Genomic DNA, 17,018 nt, shown 5'->3' with positions numbered 1-17,018 from the left:
AGTAACCTCCGGGCGACCCCCCCGACGTCCGCCCCGGCCGACGCCGGGGCCACCCACGGAGATCGCCACGTCGCTGCGTTCCTCGCGATGACGGTGCTCGTTTTCCCGTCATGGCGAGGCCCCGGAGGGGCCGTGGCCATCTCCGGACGCAACCCCCGACGTTGGTCCCGGTCGGCGCCAGGGCTGGAAGGTGTTCTCGACCGCGGCGCGACTGGCCGCGTGCCGGGCCTCGACGCGCTCGGCGATGGCCTGCTGCCAGGCCAGGCGGGTCTCGGCGTGCAGGGCGTCCAGGGCCTCGTGCAGGGCCTGCTCCAGGTCTTCGCGGTGACGGGTCTCGTCCAGCCGCAGGAGCAGCCAGTCCACGCCGATGATCGTGGCCCCGGCAGCGGTGATGCCACAGCCCAGCGAGAACGGACCGCTCCAGGCGCAGACCCCGGCACCAAGGGCGCCCGCGCGCCCGGCGCGACCGAGGCTGCGCGCCAGCCCCGCCTGCGTGGCGCGGGTGGCGAGACGGGCCTGCACGGCACGCGCGATCAACGGGGTCGCGAGCCCGGTGCCGGCGGCGGCCGTGGCCGCCAGGCCGGTGCGCTGGTCGAAGCGCTTCAGGTCGATATCCAGCGCCGCGTGCAGGGCGTGGCCACGTTCGATCTCGGCCGCTGAGCCCCCGCCGGCGCGCGGCGGTGGGTCCGGGATGCGCGCGTCCGCGAGGCGCTCGGCCAACTCCAGACGCCAGGCGTCGCGGACCTGGCGTTGTTGCTCGTCCACGCCCCATTCGATGCGGGTGGCCAGGTCCTGCAAGGCGCGCTCCCACAGCGCCTCGGGCAGCAGGCGCTCGCGCAGCATCCGCGCGGGGGCATCCCGTTCGGCGTCACCCAGCCACTGGGTCCCGCGCAGCCACAGGCGCATGTATTCGGCGCCCAGCGAGTAGTACCAGTCCGCGACCTCGGGGACGCGGTCGTGCAGTTCCGCGAAGCGGGCATCGAGTTCGGCATCCACGCGGCCTTGCCAGTGGTCCCGGGCCTCGGCGTCCCCCGCCTCCAGCCATTCGAGCGTGAAGCGTTCGAGGCGGGTGAGGCGTTCTTGATCGACCTGGTAGCGCTGCTCGCCGAGTTGCAGGGTCAGCGGAGCGGCCTCTTCCCAGCTACGGGGTTCGTGCTGGCTGGCCAGCCATAAAAGGCTGGTGCTGGCCAGCAGGGTCAGGACCAGCCAGGTCCAGGCCGTATGCCACCCCGCCGTCATCGCCATGGCCGGGTGCCGGTTGGGGCTTGCGGGATGCACGACGGCATGGCGGGGTCCGCGCTACTCGATGACGGGGGCGTTGCGCGGGTCGCCCAGGGTGTCGTTCGTCGGGCGCAGCGGCAGCAGGCCGTTGGCCAGCAGCAGGAAGCCGAGGGCCAGGAAGGCCTGTTCCGCGAGTACCAGCAGCCAGCCGAGCAGGGCCGGCAGGGATTCCACACCCTGCGGGAACCACTGCTGGCCCAGCCACAGGCGCAGGGCGTCCTGGGCGGCGGCGAGTTGCAACCCGGCCTCCAGCAGATGGCTGCGCGCGGCCTCCTGGTGGACCAGGAACCAGACCGCCTGTTCCAGCGAGGCGCCGGTCAGGTCGGGGTACCGGGCCAGCAGGGCCAGCGCCAGCAGGGCGACGATCAGCAGCATGCCCGTGAGCCGCAGGGCCCCGCGGCGGACCAGTTCCGGTGCGAACTGCGGATGGGCATGGCCGCGCAGCAGGCGGGCGAACAGGGCCTCGCTGATCACCAGCACGAAGCCGGCGACCAGCAGGGCGGCCCAGACCTCCTGGGTCGGGATGCGCGCGAGGGTGATCAGCAGCAGTCCGCCCAGCAGCGCGCCGATGATCAGGTGCCGCAGGGCCATCAGCGGCCCGCCCCGCAGGCGGCGAGGCCATTGGCTGGTCGGCTCTAGGTAGCCGCGCAGGAAGGCCGCGCGCCGTACCCGGTGGCGCCGGAAGCCGCCATGGGCGATCAGCAGGGTGACACCGATCCACAGCGCCATCACCCCGGCCTCGGGCAGGACCCGCAGGTTCATGTGCATCAGCCACAGCCCGATTACCAGCAATGTCACGGTAAAGGCATGGCGCAGGGCGATATGCCGGGTCGGGAGTGGGCTGGACGCGGTGGACGAGGATGAACGGGACACGGGGACTCCAGGAGGATATGCACGCCCTGATGGTAGCAGGCGCGGGGGTTGTCGCCTGGCGTTCCGGTTTCGTTCAGCCGGAGGCGCTATAACAGCGGCATGACTTGGACTCGTCTCGCTCGATACTGTTCGCCGGCCGTGTTCGGTCTGGCGGTGTGGCTAATGCTGTGGTGGCCGGCCTCTGTGGCCGCGGAGGAACTGCGCCTGCATGCGGTGTTCGGGGATCGCGCGGTGCTGTCCGTGGGGGACGAGCGGGCCGTGGTCTCCACCGGCGAGTCCGGCCCGGGCGGGGTGCGGGTCCTGCGCACGCGCCCGGGCGCGGCCCTGGTGGAGTACGGCGGCCGACAGCATGAGCTGCGGGTGCAGCAACGGGCGGCCCCGGCGCGGCCGGTCGGGCCGGCGGAGGGGGGTGTCGAGGTGCGGGTGCATCGAGACTCGCGCGGCGACCACGCGCTGACCGCCGGGGTGAACGGTACGGCCGTTACCGTCGTCGTCGATGCGCAGGCTGACTCGGTGTTGTTGCGTGAGACCGATGCCGAGCAGGCCGGGATTGACGCCGATCAGGGGCGCTCGGTGCGCATCCGCGACGCTGGGGGTACGCAGCATGGGCAGCGCGTCCGGATCGAGCAGTTGCAGGTGGGCGCGCTACGCCGTTCGGGGGTCAGTGCGATCGTGTTGCCCGACGATGCACTGCCGCGCTCGCGTCTGGGCCGCAGTTTCCTCGAGCACTTCGCGGTCGAAACGGACGGCGATGCCGTCGTGATCCGCGAGCGCTGAGGAGGTGGGTTAGCATGTGGCCCGTCATGACCCCCGAGACTCCTGCATGCCGCTGATTCGGCGCCACCCCGAGAACGCGCCCGCCCCCCGGCGCGAGATCTTCGGCTGGGCGATGTTCGACTTCGCCAATCAGGCCTACACCCTGCTGATCATCACGGTGATCTTCGGCGACCTGTTTACGCGGGTGATTGTCGGCGATGCCCCGGACTATCGTCTCGGTAACCTGTTGTGGAGCGTGGCCCTGGCGGTCAGCTACGCGATGGTGATCGTGGCCGCCCCGTTTGCCGGGGCGATCATGGATGCCACCGCCTCGCGCAAGCGCTTCCTCGCCGCCTCGTGGGTGCTGACGATCATCACCACCGCGTTGCTGTACTTCGTCGAGCCGGGGATGGTGTTCTTCGGCATGGCGCTGATCATCGCCTCGAACTTCGGCTATGCCATCGGCGAGTCCTTTATCGCCAGCTTCCTGCCCGACCTGGGGCCACCGGAGAGGCTCGGCTGGATCTCGGGGCTGGGCTGGGGTCTCGGGTATATCGGCGGGCTGGTGGCGACCGCCTTTGCCCTGGGGCTGCTGGGCGAGGTGAGCGCGGAGAACTTCGAGCGCATTCGCTGGGTCGGGCCGTTTGCCGCGGCCTTCTTCCTGGTCTCGGCGCTGCCGACCTTCCTGTTCCTGAAGGAGCGCGGTACCCGTCGGCGCATGGCGCGCAACGTCCAGCTGGGGCTGGGCTGGAAGCGGGTGAAGGCCTCGCTGGTCACGCTGGGCGAGCGCCGCGACCTGCGCGCCCTGTTCGTGTCCATCTTTTTCGTGATGGCCGGGATCTACATCATCATCGCCTTCACCTTCATCTACGGTGCGCAGGTGATCCAGTGGGACGAACCGACGCGCGTGATGATGTTCGTGGTGACCCAGATCACCGCGGTGATCGGTGCCGTGGGCTTCGGGTTCCTGCAGGACCGCGCGGGGCCGGTGCGCATCTATCGCATCACGCTGGTGCTTTGGGCATTGGCGGTGCTGGCGATCTTTGCCACGCCGACCATCGCCCAGTGGCTGAGCGTGCTGCTGGGACGGCCGGTGGAGGCGCAGATGGTGTTCCTCGGCGTCGGCATCCTGGCCGGGCTTTGCCTCGGCTCGGCGCAGTCCGCCGGGCGTGCCCTGGTGGCGCTGATGGTCCCGGCGCGCGAGGCCGGGCGCTGGTTCGGTTTCTGGGGGCTGGCGTCCAAGGCCGCGGCGATCTTCGGCCTGCTCGGCATCGGGCTGCTCCAGGTCTGGCTGGGCCTCGAGAACGCCATCCTGTTCTGCCTGTTCCTGTTCCTCGCCGGGCTGCTGGCGTCCATTCCCATCCGCCTCGCCGACCGCCGCCAGGCCGCGGCGGTTTGATTCGCCACGAAACACACGAAGGCCCTTCTTCGTATCTTCGTGCGCTTCGTGGTGGAAATTCGAGCTACTCGTCTGGATCGCTCAGGCGTGTGGCGAGATGACCCGGGGCCTGGCGGCAATCGAGGATGGCGTAGACGCGGATGATTTCGTCATCGACCCGATAGTAGATCGCGAAGGGGAAGCGGCGGGAAAGCAGACGATGGAAACCATGATGCTGCTCGTGCACGCCGGCGTACAGGAGCAGGGAGTCGATGTCGGAAAAGAGGGCATCGAGGAAATACTCGCCCAGCCCCGGTGACCGGGAGGTGTAGAACGCAGCACCTCGGGCCAGGTCCTCTTCCGCCGCGTCGAGGAGTTCTATCAAGCGCAAGGCAGGCCGTTACCCGTTGCGCAGGCGTCGCTTGGCGTCGTCCCAGGGGCGAAATCGGGCCTCACCGCTGGCGGCGGTCGCCTGGCGCTGTTCCAGCACGTCGCGATGCCAATTGGGGACCGGGACATCCGCCGGATTACGCGCCAAGTCTTCCCACAGCTCCTCCATGGCGCGGAGCTTTTCGGTCGTGGTCATTTGGTCGAGAGCGAGGGATGCAGTCACGTGTAACTCCCTTCAAACATACGAATCCAGTATAGCCCGTCGGCTGAGTACACGCCGTCGGGCCGGTCTCGTTTGATCAACCACGAAGCGCACGAAGGGCACGCGAAGGGCGATTGCACCACAGAGGACACGGCATACACAGAGAAAATCGAAGACAGTTTCGAACCGGGCAGGATGCCGTGGAGCCAAAGGAAGCGCATCAATGCCCGCCACTGGTCTGACTGGACCACTCACCGTTCTTCTCGCCCCAGCTTTTCGGCCCCCCTGGCCCGCCATCGGATTTCTCCGTGCCTTCCGTGCCCTCTGTGGTGCAACCCGCCCTTGACCTTGACCTTGACCTTGACCTTGACCTGGCCCTTCTTCGTGCGCTCCGTGGTGGTATTACAAAGCCACGGGTGGCCCCGGAGGGCTATTCGGTGGCGTGGTGGGTGGTGGTGGCGCCGCGGTCGAAGCGGCCTTCGTAGAGGCGCAGCAGGGCGGGGATCACGAACAGCACCAGGACGGTGGCGATGGCCAGGCCGAAGACGATGGAGATCGCCATCGGGATCAGGAACTGGGCCTGGACCGAGCGTTCGAACAGCAGCGGGGTGAGGCCGGCGATGGTGGTGACCGAGGTCAGGATCACCGCGCGCAGGCGCTGGCAGGCGGCCTCGACGATCGCCTCCTGCAGGGCCAGCCCGGCCTCGCGCAGGCCCTGGTAGAAGCTCACCAGGATGATCGAGTTGTTGACCACGATCCCGGTCAGGCCGAACAGGCCGAACAGCGACAGGATGGTCAGCTCCACGTTCAGGATCCAGTGTCCGAGCAGGGCGCCGAGGATGCCGAACGGGATGATCGCCATCACGATCAGTGGCCAGCCCCAGGAGCCGAACACCCAGGCCAGGGTGATGTACATCAGCCCCAGCGCCAGGATCAGGCCCGTGCGCATGTCGGCGAACGTCTCGGCCTGGTCGGCCGCACGCCCCTCGAAGGAATACTCGATGCCGTAGCGTGCCGCGAGGTCGTCCAGCGGGCCGTCCTCCAGCGCAGCACGGATGCGCGCGGCGTTGTTCACGCTGCGGTCGACCTCGGTGGAGACCTGGATGGCCAGGCGGGTATCGGCATGGCGCAGGGTCTCGAAGCCCTGGCGCGAGCGCAGATCGACCACGCTGCCCAGCGGGGCGAATTCGCCGCTCGGCAGGCGCAGGTTCAGCCGCTCCAGGCTCTCGCTGGAATGGCGTTCGTGATCCGGCAGGCGCACGCGCACCTCGACCTCCTCCAGTCCGTCCTGGTAGAGCTGGGCGAGGTGGCCGTCGAAGGCGTCGCGCAGCTGGGCACCGACCGATTCGGTGGTCAGGCCCAGGGCGCGGCCCTCCGGCTTGACCTGGAACACCAGCTGTTCGCGGCCGAACGGGGTGTCGTCGTTGGTGGCGAAGGTGCCGGCGAAGTCGTCGAAGATATCCGCCAGTTCCAGTGCCGCATTTTTCAGCACATGCGGGTCGTCGCCGGTCAGGCGGACCTCCAGATCGCGTCCTGGCGGGCCGGTCTGGCGCTCGTCGATGCTGAAATTCTCGATGCCCGGGGCCTGGCGCACGCGCTCCTCCCAGGCCTGGATGAATTGGCGGTTGCGCACCTCGCGCTGTTCCGGCGATGCCAGTTCGACCTGGATGTTGCCGAACTGGTCGCCGCGTGGGGCGTTGCCGTCGCCGGGGTCGATCCCGCGCCCAAGCCGAGTCACCGAGGCGCGCACCAGGTCGCCGCCGAGCTCCTGTTCGGTCTCCGCCAGGGCCTCCTCGACGTGGATCAGGAAGGCCTCCACCCGCTCCGGCGGGGTGCCGGCGACGAAGTTGACGCCGGCATTGACGATGGTGCCCTCCGGCGACGGGAAGAAGGTGAAGCCGATGCGCCCGCTGGCGGCCAGGCCGATGGCCAGGATCAGAGCGCCGACGGCCAAGGCAAGAGTGGTGCCGGAATGATTGACCGAGACCGTGACCGCGCGGCGGAAGGCGCCGTTGCGGAAGCCCTCGAAGCCGTTGTCGAACCGCTCGCGCAGGCTGCCCGGGCGCGGCGGCTTGAGCCGGTGCATCACGCCCTTCAGGTGTGCAGGCAGGATCAGGAAGGCGATCAGCAAGGTGGCGACAATGACGCAGATCACCACCAGCGGGATGTCGAACAGGATGTTGCCGATGATCCCCCCGATCAGCATCAGCGGCAGGAAGGCGGCGACCGTGGTCAGCGAGGCGGCGATCACCGGGCCGACCATGCGCCGGGCCCCGTCGCGCGCGGCACGGCTGGCCGACATTCCGCGCTGGTGCAGGCTGTAGGCGTGCTCCGAGACCACGATGGCGTTGTCGACGATGATCCCCAGCGACATGATGAAGCCGAACAGCGAGATCATGTTGATCGAGCCGCCGACCACCCACAGCACAACGAAGGCGGCGGTGAACGCGATCGGGATGCCCAGTGCCACGCGCAGGGCGATGTGGCGGTTGAGGAACAGGAACAGGATTGCCAGGACGAGCAACAGGCCGCCCAGACCGTTTTTCAGCAGCAGCGTGATGCGCTCGGACAGGAGCTCCCAGAAGGCATCGGTGACCTGTAGATCAACCCCGGGCGGCAGGGCGGGGCGGGTTTCGGCCAGCCAGTCCTCCAGCACCTGCGCGGCGGCGAGGGAGTCGCCGGTCTCCGAGCGCAGCAATTGCATCTCGATCGCCCGCTGGCCGTTGGCGCGGACGCGTACCTGCCCGTCGCGATGGCGCAGGTCCAGGGTCGCGATATCGCCCAGGGTCAGGCGCCCCAGCTCGCCATCGCCGCGCAGTACCAGGCGCTCGAAGCTGACGATGTCGCGCGCTTGCTCCAGGCTGCGGATCTGGCGTGCGGTGTCGTCGCGACCCACCGAGCCGGCCGGCAGGTCCTGCGCCATGGCGCGGATCTGCTCGCCGATATCCGCGAGCGTCATGTCCAGGCGGTAGAGCGTTGCGGATGGCACCTGGATGGCCATCTCGTCCTCGGTCAGGCCGGTGAACTCGATGCGCGCGATGCCGGCATCCAGCAGTTCGCGTTCGAACTGACGCGCGAGGATGCGCAGTTGCTGCGGGTCCTCGGGGCCGGTCAGCAGCAACCGCGCCACCGGCTCGTAGCGGATGATGCGGGTGACCACCGGGGTCTCGGCGGCCTCTGGCAGGTTGCGCTGCTGGTTCACACGGTCGTTGACCTGCTCCAGCGCCAGGGTCATGTCGGTCCCGGCCTCGAACTCCATGGTGACCACGCCGATGCCCAGTGCCGAGGTGGAGGTCATGTTGCGCAGGCCGTCGACGGTGCGCAGGTCCTGCTCCAGCGGGTCGACGATGGCGCGTTCGACATCCTCCGCGCTGGCCCCCGTCCAGGGCACTTCGACGGTCACGAAGTCGAGTTCGAAGTTGGGGAAGAACTGGGTATTCAGCTTGGTCAGGGCAAAGGCCCCGGCCAGCAGCATCAGTGCAATCAGCAGGTTGGCGGCGAGGCGATGCTCCAGAAACAGCTGGATCGGGCCGCGTGGAGGCCCGTCGTGTTCCTGCGCGCCGCCACCAGGCATGGGCTGCCCGGACGCCGGCGCGCTGCCGGTCTCCGATTCGCTCATCGGCCGGAATCCTGTTCTTCAACCTCGACCCGCAGGCCATCCACGGCATTCGGCAGGCGGGTGGCGATCAGGGTGTCGCCAGCGGCGATCGCGTCGCTGCGGATCAGGGCGAGGGTGTTGCCGTCCGCGTCGATGAAGTCACCCAGACGGTCCACCTGCAGCGACCCCAGGCGGCCGTCGACCACGCGGAACACGCGGTCGCGCCCGAACAGGGACTCGAACGGAACGGCCAGGCTGTCGGGCTCCTTGGGCAGCTGCAGGCGCAGCTCGACGAATCGATTCAGCGGTAGGCGCTGGCCGCCCGAGCGAACCTCGAACACCCCGCGCATCCCGGAGTCGCCGCTGCGGGTCTCGCCCTCCAGGCGCGCGAGCTCGGTCTCGATCTCGTGGCCGCCGACCGTCGCGTGCGCGGGGAGGGATGTGCCCTCCTGCAGCAGGGCCTCGACCCGGGCGACCAGGTGCTCAGGGAGGCTGGCACGAATCTCCAGATCGTCCACGGCGTACAGCCTCAACAGCGGGTCCCCCGGCCGGGCGCGTTCGCCAGTGGCAACCTCGACGTCCACGATGCGGGCGTCGAAGGGGGCGCGGATGGTGGTGCGTTCCAGGTCGATCGCGGCCTGCGCCTCGGCGGCGCGGGCGCGCGCCAGGCGGGCCTCGGCCTGGGCCCGGCGCATCGGGGCATCGGCCACGGCCTGCTCGCGGCTGTCCACGGTGATGCTGGCCTGTTGCAGGCGTTCGCGCGCGGCATCGACGTCGGATTCGGAACCGAGATTGCGTCCGCGCAGGTCGCGGGCCCGTTCCAGGCCGCGCTCGGCGATCGCCAGCAGTTCGCGTTCGCGGCGCAGGGCCTCGCGGTCGAAGCGCGCGCGCAGTTCCTCGCTCTCGACCGCGCCTTCCAGTTCCTGGCGTTCGGCCTCGCGCTGGTCCAGCAGGAGCTGGGCCTCGCGCGGGTCGATGCGGACGAGGGCATCGCCCGACGCCACCCGCTGTCCTGCGCGCGCCGGCACGTCTTCGATCTCGCCCTCGACCGCGGCACGCAGCAGCGCATCGCGGGCGGACTGGCTGCGTCCGTTCAGCATGATGCCCGGGCGGTGGGTGCCGGGCTCGGCGGTCAGACCCTGCACCGGCCAGGTGCGTTCGCTGGCCTCCGGCGGCGGGGCCGAGGGCCCGGTCGCGCGCAGAATCATGAATCCCACCACCGCGACGGCGAGGATCAGGACAGGGAGGATGGCTCGGCGGAGGGCGCGCGGCATGGGTATCTCGGTTGTGTTCGCGGTACTGGCAAGCCGGGTGTGGCTCGTCGCTTGGAGAAGCGCGCGGGCCGGAGGTTCCCGCAGCGGGCCACATCATACCATCGCGGTTTGTGGGGGAACCCCCGCGGTTGCGGTCGGTCACTATTGTGCCAATATTACGGTTTGCTTAAATGAGGATAAAGGCGATGAAGGGATCCAAGCTGTTTCTTGGCGGCCTTTTGGCGGCGGGTTTGCTGGCGGGCGGCGTTGTGGCTCCGGTCCTGGCCGAGGCGCCGCAGATCTGCGAGTGCCGCGATGGCCTGGAGATGGAGGGGACGCCGTGGATTCGTCTGATGCCGGGCGACATGACGGGGGGGTACTTCGTGCTCCGCAATAGCGGCGATCAGGATTATCGGATCGTTGCGGCGGAGGCGCCCATCGCGAAGGTGGTGGAGCTACACGAGCATGCCCATGTGGATGGCGTGATGCGCATGCGCCAGGTCGACGGCCTGGAACTCCCGGCTGGGGAGACCCTGGTGCTGGAGCCGGGCGGACTGCATCTGATGTTCATCGGCCTGCACGAGCCGCTGACAGCGGGGGACTGGATCCCGGTTCTTCTGGAGTTTGCCGACGGTGAAACCATGGCGATCCATGCCCGGGTGCAGCGGAGCGAGGGTGCCGGTGAGGGTCACCCCCGCGGGCACAATATGGACGGAGACGCTCGCGACATGGGCCATGGGGCCGGGCACGACGGGCACTGAAACGGACGCGGCGTACCCGTTGGGTACACAGCGTTCCGGCCTTACTGGTTGGCGGGCCGGGTCGGGATCTCGACGTCGGCATCCTCGCGCAGCGCCTCCAGATACTCCTGGATGGCACGGCTTTCGAGGATCTCGATCAGCTCGGCGCGCACGTCTTCCAGTTCCGGGACCGGGGTATCGCGGATTTCCTCCAGGCGGATGATGTGCCAGCCGAAGCGGCTCTCGACCGGTTCCGCGGTGGTCTCGCCCGGTTCCAGCGCCATGGCCGCCTCGCTGAATGCGGGGACCATCTGTTCCGGGGCGAACCAGCCGAGTTCGCCACCACGGGCCGCCGAGCCCGGATCGGTGGAATGGGCTTCGGCCAGTTCGGCAAAGTCCGCGTCGGCTTCCAGCTCTTCGAGCAGTTCGCGGGCGCGTTCCGCCTCTTCCACCAGGATGTGCCGAGCGCGATATTCGGTGCCGCGGATCTGTTCGATCTGGCGGTCGTACTCCGCCTCGAGGTCCGCCTGGGTGATGTCGAGCTCTGCGGTGATGCGCTCCATCAGCAGCGAAGCCAGCAGGTTGGTCTCGACCATGCGCAGGATGCGCCGGGTCTCGGCATCGGTATCCAGCCCGCGGGCGACCGCCTCCTGACGCAGTAGCTCAAGGCTGATGACTTCCTCCAGCGTGCCGTCGCTCGCGGCCGGGCCGGGATCCTCGTCCATGCCGGCGTAGGCGAACAGGTCGGCGCGGGTGATCGCTTCACCGTTGACGATAGCGACGGTATCGGCGTCCCCGGTATCCGTGGTGACGTCGTCACCGGTGAACTCCGGCGTGGCTTGGTCCTGCGTGTCGCAGGCGGCGAGCAGCCCGGCGAGCGCCAGGGCGCTCAGGGCTGTAGTCAGGATGCGCCGCTTCATCAAAACACCTGCTTGAACGGGCGTACGTCGACTGTGGTGTACACGCCGGCCGCCACGTAGGGGTCAGCGTCGGCCCACTCCCGTGCGGCCTCCAGCGAGGGGAACTCCGCGACGATCAGGCTGCCGGTGAAGCCGGCCGGGCCCGGGTCGTTGCTGTCGATGGCGGGGCAGGGGCCGGCCAGGATCAGCCGGCCGTCGTCGCGCAGGGCCTGCAGCCGGGCGACGTGTTCCGGGCGCGCGGCCAGGCGCGCATCCAGCGAATCGGGGGCATCCTCGCCCTGGATCATGTACAGCATCGGCATTCTCCTCGGTAAGGGCACCAGTCTAACGATGTCCGTGGCCGGATGCCGTTAAGGAGACGCTGATTGAATCGCGCGCTCGCGTTGGTGCCCCCTGTTTTCCGAGACAAGGCGCGTCGAGCAGCGGGTAGTGGTTCTACCCGCAAGCGGCGCAACGCAGGATCGGGGAACAGGGGGCACTAACCCCACAAACCATTCAAAGCAGGGGCTCGGCCGCTTTTGCGCGCGCACGGCGTTGCGGCTCCCTTGTGCAGAGTGACTGCACGGCAGTCACCGCGCCTTGTTCGCACGCAAAAGCGACTCGAGCGCGAGCGCGCGATTCAATCAGCGTCTCCTTAAGGGCTCGTTCTTATGGGCGCGCCGATGGATGCGCTACACTGCGCGGCCGATCACCGCACCGACTTGTCCCATGATCTCGATCCACCCCGATAATCCCCAGCCCCGGCTGATACGGCAGGTCCTGGACCAGCTGCAGGAGGGGGCCGTCATCGCCCTGCCGACGGATGCCTGCTATGCGCTGGCCTGCCTGCCGGGCGACAAGACCGGGGCGGATCGCATTCGCCGCATCCGTCAGGTGGACGAGACCCATCACCTGACGCTGTTGTGCCGCGATCTCTCGGAACTGGGCGTGTACGCGAAGGTGGACAACACCGCCTTTCGCCTGATGAAGGCCCTGACCCCGGGGGCCTACACGTTCATTCTGCCCGCCACCCGCGAGGTCCCGCGGCGGCTGCAGCACCCGAAGCGCCGTACGATCGGCATGCGCGTGCCGGCGAGCCCGATTGTCTCGGCGCTGCTGGAAGAGCTGGGGTCGCCGCTGATGTCCGCGACCCTGCAACTCCCCGGGGATGAACACCCGTTGAGCGAGCCCTGGGAGATCGAGGAGCGCCTGGGCAAGGTGGTGGATCTGGTGATTGACGGCGGCGCCGGGACCCTGGAGGCCACCAGCGTGGTGGATCTAACCGGCGACGCGCCCGAGGTGATGCGGCATGGCCTGGGCGACGTGGGATTTCTGGATGAATAGCCCCGGCCGACGGCGGGGATCACGGCGCGGCACGGCCGCAGGGAGGCGCAATGCGTAAGTGGGTGGTTCTTGCGGTGGTGGTGCTGGCAGTGGCGGCCATCTGGCCGGTGGTGGTCGGCACACAGGTCGAGGGTACCGTCGCCGAGACACACGAGGCTCAGCTTGGCGAGGTGTATCTGCGTCACGAGATGCTCGAATACGAGCGCGGCTACCTGGCCGCCAGCGGTCGCAGTCGGCTGATCCTGGAGGATGCCGACGGGCGCTTCGAGATCCCCCTGGTACACGCTGTGCGCCATGGCCTGCTGGGGGCGCGCGGCGATTCCTTCGTGGATCTGGATACCCTGGCCGCCCCGGACGACTCGCTGCTCGCCCATCTGTTGCGCTCGCTGGATCTACAGGTGCATTCGCGCTCGGGGATCGGCGGTGGTGTGACCACCCGCATTGCGTTCGACGATCTGCGCATGGACCTGATGAGCGTGCCCGAGGTGGCCGAACACGCCGCTACGGTGGGCGGTCCGCTGTGGCTGGATCTTGCGGCGGGCCAGGGGCGCTTCGCCTGGTCGTCCGAGCAGATCCTGGTGAGCCTGGACCTGCCGGAAACGAGATTGTCCGATGCCAGCTTCTCGTGGGAGGCGCGCGAGGCACGTTATGCCACGGTTTTCGAGGCCGATGCCGACGGGGTCTTCGGGCGGCTGCCGGACTACGAAGGCGGCCTGGCGGCGGCCGTGATCGAACTGCGTGAGGGCGAGGCGACCCGCCTTCACCTGGAGCGCCCCCGCCTCGACGCCTTCCAGCATACGAACAACGACCGCATGGACTCGCGCCTGCGGCTGCAGGTCGATCACGCCCGGGTGGATGATGGCGCGGGGGATGCCCTGACGCTCACGGCCCTGGACCTGCAGGCGGCGATCCTGCGCTGGGACCGTCCCAGCATGCTGCAGTTTCTGGCCGAGCTGGAAGCGGTCGACGCGCGCGGCATCGAGGGCGAGCAGCGCAATGCCCTGATCGGTTCGGCGATGATCGATGCCCTGGGCGGCATGATTGAACACCAGCCGGCGATCCAGTTGCGGGCGTCGCTGAACGACGAGCCGCCCCGGCAGGTCGCGCTGGACGCCGAGCTCGGCCTGCATGGCACGCAGCAAAGTCTGACGACCCGCCCGCTGGAGACCCTGCGGCTGGACAGCGATCTGCGACTCGGGCTGGAATGGGTGGCCGAATTCGACGCCGCGTATCCCGATATCGACCTGGACGCGCAGTTGCATGCCCTGGCTGCGGATGGCTGGGTCCGTCGCGATGCCGAGGCCGGCTACTGGCACGGCACGCTGGCGATGGCGGACGGCCGCGTGCGCATCAACGACGTGGATCGCACGGCAATGCTTCTGGCCTTGCTGTTCGCCTTCTCCGGCGGCATGTTCTGAGACGACTGACCGGGCGTGGACGCGTCCGTTTTATTCTGAGAGGAAGGGATAGATTCCGTGAGCAGTAACCAGGGTACCAACCAGCGCGTGATCTCCGGCATGCGCCCCACCGGGCGCCTGCATCTGGGCCACTACCACGGTGTGCTGAAGAACTGGATCGAGTTGCAGCACAACTACGAGTGCTTCTTCTTCGTCGCCGACTGGCATGCGCTGACCACCCATTACGAGGATCCGGGTGACCTGCAGCAGCACGTGACCGAGATGGTCATCGACTGGCTGGCGGCCGGGGTGAGCCCGGGTTCCGCCACGCTGTTCGTGCAGTCGCGCGTGCCGGAGCACGCCGAGCTGCATCTGCTGTTGTCGATGATTACCCCGCTCGGCTGGCTGGAGCGGGTACCGACCTACAAGGATCAGCAGGAGCAGCTGCGCGAGAAGGATCTGGCGACCTACGGATTCCTCGGCTATCCGGTGCTGCAGAGCGCCGACGTGCTGGCCTACCGCGCCGGCATGGTCCCGGTGGGCGAGGACCAGGTGTCGCACCTGGAGGTCACGCGCGAGATCGCGCGGCGCTTCAATCACCTCTACGGCCGCGAGCCCGGCTTTGCCGAGAAGGCCGAGGCGGCCGCCGACAAGATGGGCAAGAAGGCCGCCAAGCGCTACCGCGACCTGCGCAAGCGGTTCCAGGAGCAGGGCGAGGAAGAGTCGCTGGAGGTTGCCCGGGCCATGCTCGATTCGCAGCAGAACATCTCGCTGGGGGATCGCGAGCGCCTGTTCGGCTACCTCGAGGGTGGCGGCAAGATCATCCTGCCGGAGCCGCAGCCGCGCCTGACCCCGGCCTCGAAGATGCCGGGCCTGGACGGACGCAAGATGTCCAAGAGCTACGGCAACACCATCAGCCTGCGCACCGAGCCGGCCGAGGTGGAGAGCCTGATCCGTACCATGCCGACGGACCCCGCGCGGGTGCGGCGCACCGATCCGGGGGATCCGGAAAAGTGCCCGGTATGGGATCTGCACAAGGTCTACACCGACGCGAGCCAGCGCGAGGAGCTGCACGCCGGCTGCACCACGGCGGGCATCGGCTGCCTCGACTGCAAGCGCCCGCTGATCGAGGCGGTGCAGGCCGAGCTGGAACCCATCCAGCAACGCGCGAAGGAATACGCCGAGGATCCGGCGCTGGTGCGCTCCATCATCGTCGAGGGCTCCGAGGCCGCCCGCGAAGAGGCCCGCGAGACCCTGGAAGAGGTGCGCCGGGCCATGGGCCTGGACTACCTGCGATGAGCCAGAGCCTTAGGCATGGACCCGTACGCTGACTCGAGCGACGACCTCGAGCGCCCCGCGACCGTCGAGACCGGCGCGCACGGGGAGGTGCTTTATCGTGTGCATGGCGAGCCGGTGGCGGAGCTGCCGGCCGATCTCTATATCCCGCCCGACGCCCTGGAGGTCTTTCTCGACTCCTTCGAGGGGCCGCTGGATCTGTTGCTGTACCTGATCCGTCGCCAGAACCTCGACATCCTGTCGATCCCCATCGCCGAGATCACTCGGCAGTACATGGGCTATATCGAGGTAATGCAGGCCCTGCGCCTGGAGTTGGCGGGGGAGTATCTGGTGATGGCCGCCCTGCTGGCCGAGATCAAGTCGCGCATGCTCCTGCCGCGGCCGAAGGAGGCCGAGGCAGACGAGGATGCCGACCCGCGCATGGCGCTGATCCGGCAGCTGCAGGAATACGAACAATTCAAGATCGCCGCCGAACGAGTGGATGCCCTCCCGCGCATGGATCGCGATGTGTTCGCCGCTGGCGCCAGCGTCGAGGCGCTCGAGGGCCCACCGCCGCCCGGGCCGACGCTGGACGAGCTCATGGAGGCGCTGGCGGCGGTGATGCACCGCGCCAGTCTGATGGCGCACCATCATGTCTCCACCGAGCAGCTGTCGGTGCGCGAACGCATGTCGAACATCCTCGACAGCCTGCATCCCGAACGCTTCACCGATTTCGTGACCCTGCTTCTGGCTACCGAGGGGCGCCAGGGAGTCGTGGTGTCGTTCCTGGCGGTGCTGGAGCTGACCAAGGCGGGCCTGATCGAGTGGGGCCAGAGCGAACCCTACAGCCCTATCCGGTTGCGCCGGCGTGGGGCGCCCGAGGGAGACGAAGGGGGAGAGCCGGCGTGAACGAAACCACTGTATCGGGGGTGCAGGTGTCTGCCGCCGCTGTTGATGACGAACAGTTGCGGGCCGTCGAGCTGGCGGTGGAGGCCGTGCTGTTCGCGGCCGCGGAACCGGTGGGGCCGCGCGACCTGAAGGCTGCCTGCGAGGACCTTGGCGAGATCGATCAGGCCTTGCTGGAACGGGCGCTGGGTCGTCTGCAGGAACGCTATAACGATCGTGCGATCGAGCTGGTGCGCTCCGCTGGCGGGTATCGCTTCCGCGTGCGTTCGCGCTTCTCCGCGACCGTGCAGGCCGCCCAGCCCGAGCGCCCGGCGCGGCTGTCACGGGCCCTGCTGGAGACGCTGGCGATCATCGCCTATCGCCAGCCGGTCACCCGCGCCGAGATCGAGGCTGTGCGCGGGGTGGCGGTCAGTACCGGGATCATGCGCACGCTGCAGGAACGCGAGTGGGTACGGGTGGTAGGGCACAAGGAGGTGCCGGGCCGCCCCGCGCTGTACGCGACCACCCGTAGCTTCCTCGACGACCTGGGTCTGCAGCGCCTCGAAGAACTGCCGCCGCTCGATCAGATCCGCGACCTGGCGGATGTGGCCTCCGACGCGGGCCTTAGCCTGTCGCCACCGGACGCGAAAGAAGACGCCGGTCCGGGCACGAACCAGCGTCTCGATTTCGATGACGGGGATGCCGATCCGGATCCGGAGCCGGCACCGCCGACGCACTCACTCTGAG

At 68.5% G+C, this 17,018-nt stretch carries 16 protein-coding genes; 8 read left to right on the top strand and 8 right to left on the bottom strand.

Annotated elements, in window-relative coordinates; translation table 11 throughout:
• Positions 1-108 precede the first annotated feature (108 nt).
• Entirely contained in the window at positions 109-1,245 is a 1,137-nt protein-coding gene (locus D573_RS0105575; protein ID WP_018937871.1) for a hypothetical protein, read from the bottom strand.
• 54 nt (positions 1,246-1,299) lie between these two features.
• Positions 1,300-2,154: a hypothetical protein gene (locus D573_RS0105570; protein ID WP_018168551.1), complete on the bottom strand. Its 855-nt coding sequence runs from the start codon at positions 2,152-2,154 to the stop codon at positions 1,300-1,302.
• A gap of 162 nt (positions 2,155-2,316) precedes the next feature.
• On the opposite strand from D573_RS0105570, the gene D573_RS0105565 reads away from it, so the two are divergent.
• Positions 2,317-2,931 (top strand): TIGR02281 family clan AA aspartic protease, encoded by a 615-nt coding sequence (locus D573_RS0105565; RefSeq protein WP_018937870.1) that lies wholly within the window; start codon positions 2,317-2,319, stop codon positions 2,929-2,931.
• Positions 2,932-2,977: 46 nt separating this feature from the next.
• A complete protein-coding gene (locus D573_RS0105560) occupies positions 2,978-4,309 on the top strand; it encodes an MFS transporter (protein ID WP_018937869.1) in 1,332 nt (443 codons plus the stop codon).
• 64 nt (positions 4,310-4,373) lie between these two features.
• Here the strand turns inward: D573_RS0105560 and D573_RS0105555 are convergent, their stop codons facing one another.
• From D573_RS0105555 to D573_RS0105540, 4 genes are all read right to left on the bottom strand, one after another.
• Entirely contained in the window at positions 4,374-4,679 is a 306-nt protein-coding gene (locus D573_RS0105555) for a type II toxin-antitoxin system RelE/ParE family toxin (RefSeq protein WP_018175994.1), read from the bottom strand.
• Positions 4,680-4,688: 9 nt separating this feature from the next.
• Entirely contained in the window at positions 4,689-4,874 is a 186-nt protein-coding gene (locus D573_RS0105550; RefSeq protein ID WP_018175993.1) for an addiction module protein, read from the bottom strand.
• A gap of 436 nt (positions 4,875-5,310) precedes the next feature.
• Positions 5,311-8,499 (bottom strand): efflux RND transporter permease subunit, encoded by a 3,189-nt coding sequence (locus tag D573_RS0105545; protein WP_018937868.1) that lies wholly within the window; start codon positions 8,497-8,499, stop codon positions 5,311-5,313.
• Positions 8,496-9,752 (bottom strand): efflux RND transporter periplasmic adaptor subunit, encoded by a 1,257-nt coding sequence (locus D573_RS0105540; protein ID WP_018937867.1) that lies wholly within the window; start codon positions 9,750-9,752, stop codon positions 8,496-8,498. Before D573_RS0105540 ends, D573_RS0105545 begins: the two co-directional genes overlap by 4 nt.
• Positions 9,753-9,937: 185 nt before the next feature.
• On the opposite strand from D573_RS0105540, the gene D573_RS0105535 reads away from it, so the two are divergent.
• Positions 9,938-10,492: a copper chaperone PCu(A)C gene (locus D573_RS0105535; RefSeq protein ID WP_018175990.1), complete on the top strand. Its 555-nt coding sequence runs from the start codon at positions 9,938-9,940 to the stop codon at positions 10,490-10,492.
• 41 nt (positions 10,493-10,533) lie between these two features.
• Here D573_RS0105535 and D573_RS0105530 read toward each other — a convergent pair whose 3' ends face one another.
• Together D573_RS0105530 and D573_RS0105525 are read right to left on the bottom strand one after the other, a co-directional pair.
• The gene (locus D573_RS0105530; protein ID WP_018937866.1) at positions 10,534-11,391 is read right to left on the bottom strand and encodes a peptidylprolyl isomerase; all 858 of its coding nucleotides are present in this window, start codon (positions 11,389-11,391) and stop codon (positions 10,534-10,536) included.
• A complete protein-coding gene (locus D573_RS0105525; RefSeq protein ID WP_018144390.1) occupies positions 11,391-11,687 on the bottom strand; it encodes a YciI family protein in 297 nt (98 codons plus the stop codon). Before D573_RS0105525 ends, D573_RS0105530 begins: the two co-directional genes overlap by 1 nt.
• Positions 11,688-12,099: 412 nt before the next feature.
• Here D573_RS0105525 and D573_RS0105520 point away from each other — a divergent pair, with 412 nt between their 5' ends.
• The 5 genes from D573_RS0105520 to scpB are packed head-to-tail and all read left to right on the top strand — an operon-like array spanning position 12,100 to position 17,017.
• On the top strand, positions 12,100-12,714 hold the full coding sequence (locus D573_RS0105520; protein WP_018168560.1) for an L-threonylcarbamoyladenylate synthase: 615 nt from the start codon (positions 12,100-12,102) through the stop codon (positions 12,712-12,714).
• Between the two features lie 50 nt (positions 12,715-12,764).
• Positions 12,765-14,132 (top strand): DUF945 family protein, encoded by a 1,368-nt coding sequence (locus D573_RS0105515; RefSeq protein ID WP_018937865.1) that lies wholly within the window; start codon positions 12,765-12,767, stop codon positions 14,130-14,132.
• A gap of 57 nt (positions 14,133-14,189) precedes the next feature.
• A complete protein-coding gene (locus tag D573_RS0105510) occupies positions 14,190-15,410 on the top strand; it encodes a tryptophan--tRNA ligase (RefSeq protein WP_018144387.1) in 1,221 nt (406 codons plus the stop codon).
• Positions 15,411-15,425: 15 nt separating this feature from the next.
• Positions 15,426-16,295 (top strand): ScpA family protein, encoded by an 870-nt coding sequence (locus D573_RS0105505; RefSeq protein ID WP_018937864.1) that lies wholly within the window; start codon positions 15,426-15,428, stop codon positions 16,293-16,295.
• Positions 16,292-17,017 carry an SMC-Scp complex subunit ScpB gene (gene scpB, locus D573_RS0105500; RefSeq protein WP_018937863.1) on the top strand — a complete coding sequence of 242 codons (726 nt, stop codon included), beginning with the start codon at positions 16,292-16,294 and terminating at the stop codon, positions 17,015-17,017. Before D573_RS0105505 ends, scpB begins: the two co-directional genes overlap by 4 nt.
• Position 17,018 lies beyond the last annotated feature (1 nt).

This window comes from Thioalkalivibrio sp. AKL9, assembly GCF_000377825.1.
Lineage (GTDB): Bacteria > Pseudomonadota > Gammaproteobacteria > Ectothiorhodospirales > Ectothiorhodospiraceae > Thioalkalivibrio > Thioalkalivibrio versutus.
Note: the sequence above shows the minus strand (reverse complement) of the source record. Positions and strands in the feature narration are given on the sequence as shown.

Excerpts from the sequence above, each read along its gene's own strand:
- D573_RS0105525 (WP_018144390.1), bottom strand. The coding sequence starts at position 11,687 with ATGCTGTACATGATCCAGGGCGAGGATGCCCCCGATTCGCTGGATGCG.
- D573_RS0105560 (WP_018937869.1), top strand. The coding sequence starts at position 2,978 with ATGCCGCTGATTCGGCGCCACCCCGAGAACGCGCCCGCCCCCCGGCGC.
- D573_RS0105545 (WP_018937868.1), bottom strand. The coding sequence starts at position 8,499 with ATGAGCGAATCGGAGACCGGCAGCGCGCCGGCGTCCGGGCAGCCCATG.
- D573_RS0105535 (WP_018175990.1), top strand. The coding sequence starts at position 9,938 with ATGAAGGGATCCAAGCTGTTTCTTGGCGGCCTTTTGGCGGCGGGTTTG.
- D573_RS0105505 (WP_018937864.1), top strand. The coding sequence starts at position 15,426 with ATGGACCCGTACGCTGACTCGAGCGACGACCTCGAGCGCCCCGCGACC.
- D573_RS0105515 (WP_018937865.1), top strand. The coding sequence starts at position 12,765 with ATGCGTAAGTGGGTGGTTCTTGCGGTGGTGGTGCTGGCAGTGGCGGCC.
- D573_RS0105520 (WP_018168560.1), top strand. The coding sequence starts at position 12,100 with ATGATCTCGATCCACCCCGATAATCCCCAGCCCCGGCTGATACGGCAG.
- D573_RS0105575 (WP_018937871.1), bottom strand. The coding sequence starts at position 1,245 with ATGGCGATGACGGCGGGGTGGCATACGGCCTGGACCTGGCTGGTCCTG.
- D573_RS0105565 (WP_018937870.1), top strand. The coding sequence starts at position 2,317 with ATGCTGTGGTGGCCGGCCTCTGTGGCCGCGGAGGAACTGCGCCTGCAT.
- D573_RS0105550 (WP_018175993.1), bottom strand. The coding sequence starts at position 4,874 with ATGACCACGACCGAAAAGCTCCGCGCCATGGAGGAGCTGTGGGAAGAC.
- D573_RS0105530 (WP_018937866.1), bottom strand. The coding sequence starts at position 11,391 with ATGAAGCGGCGCATCCTGACTACAGCCCTGAGCGCCCTGGCGCTCGCC.
- D573_RS0105540 (WP_018937867.1), bottom strand. The coding sequence starts at position 9,752 with ATGCCGCGCGCCCTCCGCCGAGCCATCCTCCCTGTCCTGATCCTCGCC.